15 protein-coding genes and 1 riboswitch are annotated in these 12,771 nt (G+C 32.2%); all 15 genes read left to right on the forward strand.

The annotated features are described in order from the left end of the window. Positions 1 to 68: 68 nt before the first annotated feature. The 15 genes from MUA87_RS06425 (at position 69) to gcvT (ending at position 12,751) form a co-directional block, all read left to right on the forward strand. On the forward strand, positions 69 to 674 hold the full coding sequence (locus tag MUA87_RS06425) for a superoxide dismutase (RefSeq protein ID WP_002481048.1): 606 nt from the start codon (positions 69 to 71) through the stop codon (positions 672 to 674). A gap of 202 nt (positions 675 to 876) precedes the next feature. Continuing rightward, the gene (locus MUA87_RS06430) at positions 877 to 2,937 is read left to right on the forward strand and encodes a peptidoglycan D,D-transpeptidase FtsI family protein (protein ID WP_037556407.1); all 2,061 of its coding nucleotides are present in this window, start codon (positions 877 to 879) and stop codon (positions 2,935 to 2,937) included. A 138-nt stretch (positions 2,938 to 3,075) separates the two neighbouring features. Then, the gene (locus MUA87_RS06435; protein WP_002481046.1) at positions 3,076 to 3,618 is read left to right on the forward strand and encodes a 5-formyltetrahydrofolate cyclo-ligase; all 543 of its coding nucleotides are present in this window, start codon (positions 3,076 to 3,078) and stop codon (positions 3,616 to 3,618) included. 12 nt (positions 3,619 to 3,630) lie between these two features. Further along, positions 3,631 to 5,088 carry a rhomboid family protein gene (locus MUA87_RS06440; protein ID WP_103364379.1) on the forward strand — a complete coding sequence of 486 codons (1,458 nt, stop codon included), beginning with the start codon at positions 3,631 to 3,633 and terminating at the stop codon, positions 5,086 to 5,088. Further along, a complete protein-coding gene (locus MUA87_RS06445; RefSeq protein WP_002481044.1) occupies positions 5,072 to 5,272 on the forward strand; it encodes a YqgQ family protein in 201 nt (66 codons plus the stop codon). Before MUA87_RS06440 ends, MUA87_RS06445 begins: the two co-directional genes overlap by 17 nt. Further along, positions 5,272 to 6,258, forward strand: coding sequence for an ROK family glucokinase (locus tag MUA87_RS06450; RefSeq protein ID WP_002481043.1), 987 nt, complete (start codon positions 5,272 to 5,274; stop codon positions 6,256 to 6,258). Before MUA87_RS06445 ends, MUA87_RS06450 begins: the two co-directional genes overlap by 1 nt. Continuing rightward, positions 6,258 to 6,587 carry an MTH1187 family thiamine-binding protein gene (locus MUA87_RS06455; protein WP_002481042.1) on the forward strand — a complete coding sequence of 110 codons (330 nt, stop codon included), beginning with the start codon at positions 6,258 to 6,260 and terminating at the stop codon, positions 6,585 to 6,587. The genes MUA87_RS06450 and MUA87_RS06455 overlap by 1 nt, the downstream gene beginning before the upstream one ends. Beyond that, a complete protein-coding gene (locus MUA87_RS06460) occupies positions 6,587 to 7,210 on the forward strand; it encodes an MBL fold metallo-hydrolase (RefSeq protein ID WP_057510470.1) in 624 nt (207 codons plus the stop codon). The genes MUA87_RS06455 and MUA87_RS06460 overlap by 1 nt, the downstream gene beginning before the upstream one ends. A gap of 56 nt (positions 7,211 to 7,266) precedes the next feature. Continuing rightward, on the forward strand, positions 7,267 to 8,241 hold the full coding sequence (gene comGA / locus MUA87_RS06465; RefSeq protein ID WP_002481040.1) for a competence type IV pilus ATPase ComGA: 975 nt from the start codon (positions 7,267 to 7,269) through the stop codon (positions 8,239 to 8,241). Next, complete coding sequence (comGB, locus tag MUA87_RS06470) at positions 8,213 to 9,286, forward strand: competence type IV pilus assembly protein ComGB (protein WP_262550310.1); 1,074 nt, start codon at positions 8,213 to 8,215, stop codon at positions 9,284 to 9,286. Before comGA ends, comGB begins: the two co-directional genes overlap by 29 nt. 17 nt (positions 9,287 to 9,303) lie before the next feature. Continuing rightward, on the forward strand, positions 9,304 to 9,639 hold the full coding sequence (gene comGC / locus MUA87_RS06475) for a competence type IV pilus major pilin ComGC (RefSeq protein ID WP_262550312.1): 336 nt from the start codon (positions 9,304 to 9,306) through the stop codon (positions 9,637 to 9,639). Continuing rightward, positions 9,636 to 10,061 (forward strand): competence type IV pilus minor pilin ComGD, encoded by a 426-nt coding sequence (gene comGD / locus MUA87_RS06480; RefSeq protein WP_002481037.1) that lies wholly within the window; start codon positions 9,636 to 9,638, stop codon positions 10,059 to 10,061. Before comGC ends, comGD begins: the two co-directional genes overlap by 4 nt. A 218-nt stretch (positions 10,062 to 10,279) precedes the next feature. Next, positions 10,280 to 10,774: a competence type IV pilus minor pilin ComGF gene (gene comGF / locus MUA87_RS06485; RefSeq protein WP_262550314.1), complete on the forward strand. Its 495-nt coding sequence runs from the start codon at positions 10,280 to 10,282 to the stop codon at positions 10,772 to 10,774. A 164-nt stretch (positions 10,775 to 10,938) separates the two neighbouring features. Then, positions 10,939 to 11,478, forward strand: a complete 540-nt coding sequence (locus MUA87_RS06490; RefSeq protein ID WP_002481034.1) for a shikimate kinase — start codon at positions 10,939 to 10,941, stop codon at positions 11,476 to 11,478. Beyond that, positions 11,456 to 11,575: riboswitch (glycine riboswitch) on the forward strand. (Overlaps the previous gene by 23 nt.) Before the next feature lie 81 nt (positions 11,576 to 11,656). Continuing rightward, on the forward strand, positions 11,657 to 12,751 hold the full coding sequence (gene gcvT, locus MUA87_RS06495; RefSeq protein ID WP_023015155.1) for a glycine cleavage system aminomethyltransferase GcvT: 1,095 nt from the start codon (positions 11,657 to 11,659) through the stop codon (positions 12,749 to 12,751). The last annotated feature ends 20 nt before the right edge of the window (positions 12,752 to 12,771 follow it).

Consider the following 12,771-nt stretch of genomic DNA (forward strand, 5'->3'; position numbering starts at 1 on the left):
TAAAAATTGTAAGGTATCTAACGACTTGATATAGTAAATATGAAAACAATTTAGGAGGATGATTATTTATGGCTTTTGAATTACCAAATTTACCATATGAGTTTGATGCATTGGAACCACACATCGATAAAGAAACGATGGAAATTCACCATGACAAACACCATAACACTTATGTTACAAAATTAAACGCAGCAATCGAAGGAACTGATTTAGAAAACAAATCAATCGAAGAAATTGTTGCTAACTTAGATAGTGTACCATCTGACATCCAAACTGCAGTCCGTAATAATGGTGGTGGTCACTTAAACCACTCATTATTCTGGCAAATCCTTTCACCTAACTCTGAAGAGAAAGGTACAGTAGTTGATAAAATTAAAGAACAATGGGGTTCTTTAGACGAATTCAAAGACGAATTTGCTAAAAAAGCTGCTGGACAATTTGGTTCAGGTTGGGCTTGGCTAGTAGTAGATAAAGACGGTAAATTAGAAATCGTTACTACAGCAAACCAAGACAACCCAATTACTGAAGGCAAAACTCCTATCCTAGGCTTAGACGTTTGGGAACATGCTTACTATCTTAAATATCAAAACAAACGTCCAGATTATATCAATGCATTCTGGAACGTTGTTAACTGGGAAAAAGTTGACGAGCTATACAACGCTGCAACTAAATAATCTTAATACCCACGAAAAGTTAAATTATAACTTTAACAGCAATTGGTTATCCAATTGCTGTTTTTTTATTGTTTCATTTGATTTTCACTTCTTTTACGAAGAAATCTTAAATTTATGTTTGGTTTTCTATGCAAATTATAGAAAAAAGTTCCGATTTCATATATCATTTGTTTAGAGAACTGTTGAATTGAGGTAGGTTGTATTGCTAAAAAGATTAAAGGAAAAAACGAATGATGAAAAAATCAGGAATCTGATGGATAAACGAATCGGATTCTTCTTCGGTCTCGTTGTCGTAGTATTTGTAATCATTGTTTTACGATTGGGTTACTTACAAATTGCACAAGGTTCTCATTACAAGCAACTCATTAAAAATGATGAAAATATTACGGTAAATGAATCTGTCCCAAGAGGAAGAATTTTAGATCGTAATGGTAAAATTCTTGTTGATAATGCTTCTAAAAAGTCTATTACATATACTAGAGGTAGAAAGACTTCACAAAAAGATATACTCAACGTAGCAGAACGCTTATCTAAATTAATAAAAATGGATACTGATCGTATTACCAAAAGAGATAAACAAGACTTCTGGATTCAATTACATCCTGATAAAGTTTCAGACATGATGAAAAAAGAAGATAAGATGCTTAGTGAAGGGGAAATTTCACAAGAACAGTACGATGAAGAATTGCATAATAAAATCAAGCAAAAACAACTTGATGATTTATCTGACAAAGACTTACAAGTATTAGCAATTTATCGTGAAATGATGTCAGGTTCAACACTAAATCCTCAAACTATTAAAAAGGATGATGTCAGCAATAAAGAATATGCTGCTGTGTCACAACAACTTTCAAAATTACCAGGTGTAAATACATCTATGGATTGGGATCGTAAATATCCTTATGGAGATGTACTCAGAGGTTTATTCGGAAGTGTTTCAACATCAGAAGAAGGTATACCAAAAGAACTAACTGATTACTATTTATCAAGAGGCTATTCAAGAAATGATAGAGTTGGTAAATCATATTTAGAGTATCAATATGAAAATGTATTACGTGGTAAAAAGAAAGAAATGAAATACACAACTGATAAATCAGGAGAAATAACGAATGCAGAAGTAGTTAATCCAGGTTCACGTGGAGATGATTTAGTACTTTCAATAGATATTGACTTACAAAAGAAAGTAGAAGAATCTTTAGAACATCAAATTAATAAACTTCGTGGTGAAGGTGCTAAGAACATGGATAATGCATTCATTGTAGTGCAAGATCCAAATAATGGAGATATCTTGGCTATGGCTGGTAAGCAAATTAAGCCAGATGGTTCCATGACAGATTATGATATTGGTAACTTTACTTCTCAATATACGGTTGGTTCATCTGTTAAAGGTGGAACTTTATTAGCAGGTTATCAAAACAAAGCCATACATGTAGGAGAACATATGATTGATGAACCTCTACATTTCCAAGGTGGGCTTACAAAACGTTCTTACTTCAACCAAAATGGAAAAGTAGATATTAACGATAAAGAGGCATTAATGCATTCATCAAACGTATACATGTTTAAAACAGCTTTAAAACTAGCGAAAGATCCATATCATTATAATATGGCATTACCAAACGATATTAGAGATGCAGGTCAAAAATTACGTAAAGGACTAAATCAAGTAGGTTTAGGTGTTAAAACAGGAATTGACTTGCCTAATGAAGTTGCAGGTCAAATAGAAAAATTAGATTCAAACAGCGGTAACTACTTAGACCTTGCGATTGGTCAGTATGATACGTACTCTCCATTACAATTATCACAATATGTTTCTACGATTGCGAATAACGGTTATAGAATTACACCACACGTTGGTCTTGAAATCAGAAAAGCAACAGATAAAGATAGTTTAGGACCGGTTAAACATAAAATACGCGGTAATGTATTGAATCGTCTTAACAACTCACCTGATGAAATTAAACAAGTTCAAAAAGGGTTTGATATGGCATTTAATAAGGAACCAGGTACTGGATATAAGAGTTTCCATGACACAGTCGTACCATCTGCTGGTAAAACAGGAACAGCAGAAGTATTCCAAGACGGAAAGCCAAGAGTTAACTCAACTTATATCGGTTATGCCCCTAAAGATAATCCTAAATTAGCTTTCTCAATTGTCTATACTAATCAACCCGTTCCAGAACCATGGTTACAAGGTGGAGATTTAGGTCGCGACATTATCAATTATTATTTCGGTAAAGAAAAGAAATCATCAAAATCATAATTTTTCAGCTGATACTCACTCATCGAGTATCAGCTTTTTTGTTTCTATATACCTTCAAATATTAAGTCTAATGACACTTATGCAGATAAACGTTATAATGAAAATATTAATTCAAATAGAAAATATTGGGGTGTTATCATGAAAAAATCTGAACTTCGCAAACAAGTTTTGCAGAAGATGAAAAATATTAACAATCTCAACAAAGAAAAAGCTGATCAATGGTTAAAAGAACAATTATTAAAGACTGACGCTTTTAGAAACGCAAAAACGGTTGGCATTGTATTGTCTATGGAACATGAGGTTAATACATTTCCGATTATTAAAGAAATCATCAGTCAAGGAAAAATCCCTTTTGTACCAGCAACTGATTATGAAACTAAACGTATGACATTCCAAAGACTAAATGATTTAAACCAATTAAGCACGGATGAAAAAGGTATCCAATACGTTGATGCCGATACAGAGCGCACAAATTCATTAGATTTATTAATTGTACCAGGCGTTGTTTTTAACCAAGAAGGCTATAGAATCGGCTATGGCGGGGGTTATTTCGATAAGTTTTTAAATCAACATCGTACAGAAACAATAAGCCTAGTGTATGATACACAAATCGATAATACATTTAAACCAGAAGCACATGATGAAGTCGTTGAACGTCTGATCATTGCTAAAACTAGTTAAACTGGAGGCACCATGAATATAGAAAAACAATTTTGGAAATTAATTTATTATTATGTTAAATACTTCAACTACGAAATCGCACATATCAGTAAAAATGATACAGAAGTTTGGCTATCCAATAAAAATAAGAAAAAACTTATTATTGTTAAAACTGGAGTAAGCAGCTCTCAAGAAATACGTTTTGACAAAAGCAGAGTTTTAGAACATCAAAACGAAATTAGTGAATACACAGGATTCATTCCAAAATATGTGACTTTCAATTATTTAACTGAAAAAATCTTCACTTATGAGAACTTGAATGAAGTTCATCCTATTCACATGAATTTTAATGTCATTCGAAACCAACAAGATTTATTAAAAACTTTGCCGAACCCTATTATAGCTAAGCTTTATTCGCGTCAAAATGATAAAACATCACTCTACTACAAGAAACGACTTTATAGTAACAATCCTATAGAAAAATATATGTTGAAATTTGCTCCAGTCACATACTCGCTTATTGCTATTAATATAATAATTTGGCTGTTTATGTTTTTGATCATCAATGCATTTACAAACAGAAGTTTATTAGATTGGGGCGGTTTAGTTCATTTTAATGTAGTTCATGGAGAGATATACCGTTTAATCTCATCTATGTTCATTCATTTTAACTTTGAACATATATTGATGAATATGCTTTCATTGTTTATCTTCGGAAAACTTGTTGAAGCCATTGCTGGTCATTGGAAAATGCTAGGGATTTATTTCATCTCTGGTATCTTTGGTAACATTGTATCTTTAGCACTGGACACAAACTCGATTTCAGTAGGTGCTAGTGGGGCAATTTTCGGTTTGATCGGCAGTCTATTCGCAATTATGTATCTTAGTAAACAATATACACCAAAAATGCTATTACAATTAGTTGGTGTATTAGCGTTATTAACAGTATTTTCATTATTTATGGCTAATGTAAATATCTACGCACATTTAGGTGGATTTATTGGCGGATTACTAGCTACTTTTATAGGTTATTATTTTAATAAAGATCGAAAGTTATTTTGGATTTTACTTGGTGTCGGTATTTTACTATTGATTATCTTGTTAATAAGAACATTCACTATTAAAGAGGATAATATTTATGATAAATTAATAAGTGAAGAGATGAGCAATGGTAATTACAACAAAGCTGAAGAGCTTATTAAACATACTATGAATAAAGGCTACGAAGATGATTATACATATTATTTAAGTGGTCTGTTAAAAGCAACAAAAGATTCAAAAGCTGAAGGAATTTCAACATGGGAACGCGGATTAAAACATTACCCTAACTCTGGCGTTCTAAATTATGAACTAGCAATTGCTAATCGTTCATTAGGAGATAAAAAATCGGCACTTAAACATATAAAGGTTGCAGTAAAATCAAATCCTCATAATGAAAAATATAAGTATCTAAAAAAAGAGTTGGAAAAACAAAATGAATCGTCAAATTAACACGTTTTACGACGTACAACAGTTACTTAAACAATTTGGGTTTATAATTTACTTTAAAGATAAACACGACATGTATGAAATGATGGAACAAGAAATTAGAGAGCTATTTGAATATCAACTTATCTCTAAGGACGCATTTATCAAGTGTATCTTAATAATCAATCAAAGAAGGATGAATAAGTAATGAGAAATTTAATATTGGCAGCCGATGTCGGTGGAACTACATGTAAACTAGGAATTTTTGATAACAAACTTGAAAGAATCACTAAATGGTCGATACAAACTGATATCAGTGATCCATCAGGTGTCGTTTTACTTAAATCTATTTACAGTGCGTTTGTACAAAAAATGAATGAACTAAGTCTAAAAATGGAAGATGTTATTGGATTGGGAATTGGTGTACCAGGACCTGTTGATTTCGAATCAGGTATTGTTCATGGAGCAGTAAATTTAAACTGGCCTGGGGATGTTAACGTGCGAGCGATTCTTTCACAATTTGTAAGTTTCCCGATTTTTGTTGACAACGATGCTAATGCAGCGGCACTAGGTGAAAAACATAAGGGTGCAGGTCATGATGCAGATGATGTTGTAGCCATTACATTAGGCACTGGAGTAGGTGGCGGTATTATCTCAAATGGTAAGTTAGTCCACGGTCATAATGGTTCTGGTGCTGAAATTGGTCATTTCAGAGTAGACTTTGATCAACGGTTTGCTTGTAATTGTGGTAAAAATGGTTGTTTAGAAACTGTTGCTTCAGCAACAGGTGTAGTTAACTTAGTTAAATTTTATCATCCTAAACTTACAATTAAATCTTCGATTTTAGAGCTCATTAAAGAAGATAGAGTCACTGCAAAAGATGTTTTCGATGCTTCTAAAAAAGGTGATTTGTTCTGCTTATTTATTACTGAACGTGTTGCAAACTATATCGCTTATGCATGCAGTATCATCAGTGTAATGAGCAACCCGAAATATATTATCCTAGGCGGCGGAATGTCTGAAGCAGGAGATATTCTAATTGAAAATATTAAAACTGAATATAGAAACCTTACTTTTACACCTGCACAAAACGGCACTGAAATTGTGAAAGCACAATTAGGAAACGATGCCGGCATTACTGGTGCTGCAGGTTTAATAAAAACATATGTGATTGAAGAGGAGCGTGTTGAATAATGGCTATCGTAGACGTAGTCGTAATTCCAGTAGGAACAGAAGGTCCAAGTGTAAGTAAATATATTGCAGAAATTCAAACAAAATTAAAAGAATTCAAAGAACAAGGTATCATTGATTACCAACTAACACCTATGAATACCCTAATAGAAGGTGATTTGAAAGACTTATTGCATGTCGTTCAAGTAATTCATGAACTGCCTTTTGATAAAGGTCTAGACAGGGTATGTACTAATATAAGAATAGATGACCGTCGAGACAAATCTAGAAAAATGAATGATAAATTGGTCTCTGTTCAAAAACAATTAGACAAAAATAGTGGTGAAAAATAATGGAAATTTCATTTTTAACTTTAGGTATAGCGGATACAAACACTTATTTTATAGAAAATGAAGACAGTGTTTTACTTGTAGATCCATCAAGTGATGGACAAGAGATTATTTCAAAACTTAAATCTATTGGCAAACCGTTGAAAGCAATCATTTTAACTCATGCGCACTTTGATCATATCGGTGCATTAGACGAAGTGTTGGAGCACTATGATGTGCCTGTTTATCTTCATAAAGAAGAATTTGATTTTCTTACTGAACCTGCAAAAAATGGTTCTGAAAAATTCAGTCAATATGGTTTAAAGCCTATTACAAGTCATGCAAAACCTATTGCACTCGATGAAGGTAAACATGATATCGAAGGATTCAATGTCGAAGTCATGCATACACCTGGTCATTCACCAGGAGGGCTCACTTTTATCTTTGATGATTTCGCATTAGTTGGAGATGCTTTATTTAATAACGGTATCGGAAGAACAGATTTATATCGTGGAGACTACGAAACATTAGTAGACTCTATACAAGATAAAATTTTCACTATAAAAGATGATCTACCGTTATATCCAGGACATGGCCCTTCTACCACTGTAGAAGGTGAACAATTAAATCCTTATCTACACGGCTAAAATTTAAAAGTAATATTCTCACCTCCTACGTTTGTATATGTAGGAGGTGATTTTTTATGAAAAGGCTATTTGAAAAAATTTTAATCGACGCAATCGCACAACGCGTATCAGACATTCATTTTATACCAATAGAACATGCCGTACTTATTAAGTTCAGAGTTAATGATATGTTATTAAATTATGAATCCATTGAGATTACAACGTATCAGAAGTTACTTACTTTTATGAAGTTCTTATCTGGCTTGGATGTTTCTACTTATCACCAAGCACAAAGTGGCCAAACAACTTTCAAGCATCAAATGCTTTACAATTTAAGAGTATCTACTTTGCCGCTCTCATTAGGAATGGAAAGCTGCGTTATTAGAGTTTCCCCACAGTATTTTACTCAAGAATTTGAATGTGAAGGTCCAAAACACTTTCATCACTTAATGAATAAAAAACAAGGTTTAATTTTATTTACAGGTCCAACGGGTTCAGGGAAGAGTACTATGATGTATGAAATGGTTTCTTTTGCGAAAGAAAAATTAAACCTAAACATTATTACAGTCGAAGACCCAGTAGAGAAGAGGATTCCTGGGATAACTCAAATCTCTGTAAATGAAAAAGCCGGTATCAACTATGAAAGTTCTTTCAAAGCTATTTTACGATGTGATCCAGATATTATCCTTATCGGAGAAATTCGTGAAGCATCTATTGCTAAATGTGTTATTCAAGCCTCATTAAGCGGACATTTGGTGTTGTCTACATTACATTCTAATGATTGCGAGGGTGCCTTGTTACGTTTACTAGAAATGGGCATAACACCGCAAGAGGCGCAACAAGCCATAGCCTTAATATCAAATCAAAGGCTAGTTACAAATCAATCAGGACATCGTGAACTAGCATATGAGACATTATATCAATCAGATATTCAATACTTTTTTAAAAACAATCATATGCTGCCCAAACATTTTATAAAATTAAGCAAAGTACTTAGTCAGATGAACAAAGAAGGCGTTATTTGTGAAGAAGTGTTTAAAAGATATACTTAATTCCAAGATTCGTAATAAGAAACAAATAAGTGACAAAGATCAACTCATATTATTAAACAGATTGAAAATATTACTTGATCATGGATTTACTTTGATAGAATCATTTGAATTCTTGAATATGCACATTGATTATAAAGATAAAGAAACGCGCCATACGATTATAAAATCTTTAAAAGATGGTAAGAATTGTCATTTTATCCTCTCGTTTCTAAACTATCCTCAAACTATTGTGACTCAAATATATTTTTCCGAAAAGTTCGGAAGGCTGTCTGACAGCTTAACTGAGTCATATACATTTCTAAAACAGAAATGCGAATCAAAACAGCGCTTGATCAAAACAATTCAATATCCTGTGATACTAATAGGTGTATTTATGTGCATGCTGTTTGGTATCAATTATTTTATACTACCTGAATTCCAACAAATATATACCACAATGGACATTCAATTGTCTCCGCTTTTAAAGATACTCAATTATACAATCCAACATTTTCCTCACATCATTCTTTCCCTTATTGCATTTTTATCAATAATTTTCCTAATTCTATTCCAATATATAAGAAAGCTGCCAATAGAAAAACGTATCAAATTTATTATTAAACTCCCATTCATCAACACCTACTACAAGCTCTTTAAAACTTATCAAATTACAAATGAATTATCGTTATTTTTTCGAAATGGTATTGTTTTACAGCAGATATCAAATATTTACACAAAACAGAAGATTGATTTGTTTTTAAATTACCTTGGTGATTTCATGATTAAAAATATTGAAAAAGGGATGCGATTACCTGAAATTTTACAAGCAGTTGGTTGTTTTCAAGAAGAACTTATTCATTTTATTGAACAAGGTGAAAAGAGCGGAAAAATTGATATAGAATTAAGCATCTACGCACAGATTCTTCTAAGTCAAATCGAGCGTCAAATGAACAAACAAATAAAGTTTATTCAACCAGTTATCTTTTTATTGCTAGGATTTCTAATTATTTCACTTTATCTAGTCATTATGTTGCCAATGTTCGACATGCTTCAATCCATCAAATAACAAAGAAGGAGAAACCTATGAAAAACCTTGTCAAAAACTTAAAACATAAATATTTACGAGCATTTACTTTACTAGAAATGCTTTTAGTTCTTTTAGTTATCAGCGTTTTATTGATACTCATTATTCCAAATATCGCTAAACAATCTAAGCATGTTCAAGATACTGGGTGTGAAGCACAACAAAAAATGGTGAATAGCCAAATAGAAGCTTTTACTCTGAATAAAAATAGAGCGCCTTCTTCAGTCGATGAATTAGTTAGTGAAGGATTTTTAAAAGAAGGTCAAAAAACATGTAAATCTGGAAAAACGATTACAATCAGCGACGGCGAAGCTACCGTTAGTCAAAAGTCATGAAAGCTTTTACTATGATTGAAACTTTGCTAGTTCTTGCGATTATTAGCCTTTTAACATATCTAAGTTTAAATGTTAAAAGCCCAACACATTTAAAAGACGTGGAAAATGAATTATTAGCTAAAAATCTTGCTGCGCAAATAATATACATGAAATCTACTGCTATTAAAAATCATGATGATGTTATACTATTTTTTAATCGTGGCAGCAATAGAATCAAAGTAATAAATCAAAATCATCAAGTAAGTTATATAACAATCACAAAAGGAGAAATAGTAAGAAGTAACAATATGGATATTGTTGTTATTAGTCCAGAAGGTGAGTTTAATCGGTTTGGATCTGTTTACATTAAGTTTAATCAAACAACATTTCGCTTTATTTTCCATATTGAGAAAGGAAGTTTAAGAATTGAAAAGACATCGTAGTAAAAATTATATCAAGGGATTTTTTATGCTTGATGCATTGACTTCGTTTTCTCTTATCATTACTTTACTTCTGATTTTCTTACCTGTATTAATTAATCAGCATTTACAGTTTCGTAAAGAAATTGAAAAAGCAGATATGTATCGCACATTAATAACGATAATTAATCGTTTTAACATAAATGAAATTCAACAAGGGATACAACTGGAGCATTATACCATTGAAAAGATTGAACAATCTATTTGTATTAAAAGCAATGAAACTGATAGTCACTACTGTTTTAAAGTTAAATCAAAAAAGAATTAAGGGCTTTACATTCATCGAAATGATTTTTGCGTTATGTATTTTTTCAATTACAATGAGTCTAATACCACCTTTATTCAAATCTGTAAAAACATTAAATAAACACATGGATGATGCATCTTTGATTCACTATGAATTTTTTGCACAAGACATATCTAGAGAGATTAAACATATACCAATAGATAAAATCAATGTCAGTAATAGACGCATAACGTTACAAGAAGATAGCAAACAAACAGCGTATATCTTTTCTAATCGGAAAATTTATAAAAATATAAATTCACGTGGAAATATAACGCTGATACAGGATATAAGTGATTTCAAAGTAACAAAAATTGACGATAAATACTTAAAGGTGGAAATGACTCTGATTGAAAACAAAGAAAAATATTACAAAGTACTATACTTATAATCTGAAAGGTTACCTGTTACCGTTTACAACAATAATTTTTATGATTTTTATTCTTATTTTGACTTCCTATAGCTATCAATATAGCTTAAAATTAAAGACAATACACAACCTTAACATCTACTACAAACAACAACTAGAACAAATTGTTGAGAAGGATGAGAAATATGAAAAACAAGGAAGTTAAAAAAGAACCCATTATTTTTATAGGATTTATGGGAACGGGCAAAACAACATTAGGAAAATATATCGCTGAAAAAGAAGGTAAGAGCTTTATTGATTTAGATCAACTTATCGAATTGCGAACACATCAAACAATCCCTGAAATCTTTGAATTAAAAGGGGAGAGTGGCTTCAGAAAATTAGAAACACAATATTTACAGGAAGCTATTAATGAATATGACATCATTTCTACTGGTGGGGGTGTGATTGAAAGCCCTGATTCTATGGAAATTTTATCCCACTATAAATTTATAATTTGGTTAGATGCAAGCATTCAACTTATATACGATAGAATTAAAAACGATAGTAATCGACCTAACGCTGCAAATAAAGCATTCGATGAATTAAAAAGGTTGTATTTATCAAGGGTTTCACGATATAATGAAATCGCATTCAGCAGAATGGATACAGACAATGATTTGAGTTTATTACATCAAAATTTGATGAATATCATTATAGCGAATGATCAGTATTGGAGAGAATGAATTATCTAAAACATTATTTGTGTTTTAGCTTGTATTCATCGCCGAAGGTGCAAGATGTTATATCGAATCTCTCAGGCAAAAGGATAATACTGTGACGCATTCCTGAAGGTAACTACAGGATAGCAATTGGCTTTGCTATCCTGTTTTTAATATTTAATCACATATAGGGGGTTGCAAGATGTCAAACGACTTAAAAAAGACACCATTATACGACCGTTTTATTGAAAGCGGAGCAAAAATTGTTGAATTCGGTGGATGGGCAATGCCTGTTCAATTTTCTAGTATCAAAGAAGAACATAACGCAGTAAGGGAAGTTATGGGAATCTTTGATGTCAGCCATATGGGCGAAGTGTTAATTGAAGGCAAAGAAGCATCAGAATTCATTCAATATGTGCTTTCAAATGATACAGATCAATTATCAGATAACAAAGCGCAATATACTGCACTTTGCAATGAAAAAGGCGGCGTGATTGATGATTTAATCACTTATAAATTAGATGATAATAAATTTTTATTAGTGGTTAATGCTGCAAATACAGATAAAGACTATGAGTGGATTAAATCTCACTCAGACAAATTTGATGTAAATGTTGAAAATGTTTCTGATCAATACGGTCAATTAGCAGTTCAAGGACCAAAAGCACGCGACTATGTTGCAAGCTTGGTTGATGTAGATGTTTCTGAAATGAAACCTTTCGAATTCAAAAAAGATGTTGAAATCTTTGGAAAAAATGTTATCTTATCTCAATCAGGTTATACTGGTGAAGACGGTTTTGAAATTTATTGCGACTCTAAAGACGTCGTAGATATTTGGGATGGTCTTTTAGAAAATGCTGATTTAAAACCAGCTGGATTAGGTGCACGTGATACTTTACGTTTAGAGGCAGGTTTACCTCTACATGGACAAGAGTTATCAGAAGATATCACACCTTATGAAGGTGGTATTGCATTTGCTGCTAAACCATTGATTGAAGCAGACTTCATTGGTAAAGACGTGTTAAAAGATCAAAAAGAAAATGGAGCAAAACTTAGATCAGTTGGTTTAGAAATGATCGAAAAAGGTATCCCAAGAACTGGCTATGATGTGCTAGACTTAGAAGGTAACAAAATTGGGCAAGTTACATCTGGTACGCAATCGCCAGCAACTGGAAAAGGCATTGCATTAGCAATGATTGACCGTGATGAATTCGAAATGGGCAAAGAAGTCATCGTTCAAGTAAGAAAACGTCAAGTCAAAGCTAAAATTGTCAAGAAAAATCAAATCAGTAAATAATTTAATGAAGGGGTGGCAGT

The organism is Staphylococcus simulans, from assembly GCF_025561465.1.
Taxonomy (GTDB): Bacteria; Bacillota; Bacilli; order Staphylococcales; family Staphylococcaceae; genus Staphylococcus; species Staphylococcus simulans.

Bases quoted from the DNA above. Each gene is read 5' to 3' on its own strand.
- MUA87_RS06425 (WP_002481048.1), top strand. From the start codon at position 69: ATGGCTTTTGAATTACCAAATTTACCATATGAGTTTGATGCATTGGAA.
- MUA87_RS06435 (WP_002481046.1), top strand. From the start codon at position 3,076: ATGAAAAAATCTGAACTTCGCAAACAAGTTTTGCAGAAGATGAAAAAT.
- MUA87_RS06440 (WP_103364379.1), top strand. From the start codon at position 3,631: ATGAATATAGAAAAACAATTTTGGAAATTAATTTATTATTATGTTAAA.
- MUA87_RS06445 (WP_002481044.1), top strand. From the start codon at position 5,072: ATGAATCGTCAAATTAACACGTTTTACGACGTACAACAGTTACTTAAA.
- MUA87_RS06450 (WP_002481043.1), top strand. From the start codon at position 5,272: ATGAGAAATTTAATATTGGCAGCCGATGTCGGTGGAACTACATGTAAA.
- MUA87_RS06455 (WP_002481042.1), top strand. From the start codon at position 6,258: ATGGCTATCGTAGACGTAGTCGTAATTCCAGTAGGAACAGAAGGTCCA.
- MUA87_RS06460 (WP_057510470.1), top strand. From the start codon at position 6,587: ATGGAAATTTCATTTTTAACTTTAGGTATAGCGGATACAAACACTTAT.
- comGA (WP_002481040.1), top strand. From the start codon at position 7,267: ATGAAAAGGCTATTTGAAAAAATTTTAATCGACGCAATCGCACAACGC.
- comGC (WP_262550312.1), top strand. From the start codon at position 9,304: ATGAAAAACCTTGTCAAAAACTTAAAACATAAATATTTACGAGCATTT.
- comGD (WP_002481037.1), top strand. From the start codon at position 9,636: ATGAAAGCTTTTACTATGATTGAAACTTTGCTAGTTCTTGCGATTATT.
- MUA87_RS06490 (WP_002481034.1), top strand. From the start codon at position 10,939: ATGAAAAACAAGGAAGTTAAAAAAGAACCCATTATTTTTATAGGATTT.
- gcvT (WP_023015155.1), top strand. From the start codon at position 11,657: ATGTCAAACGACTTAAAAAAGACACCATTATACGACCGTTTTATTGAA.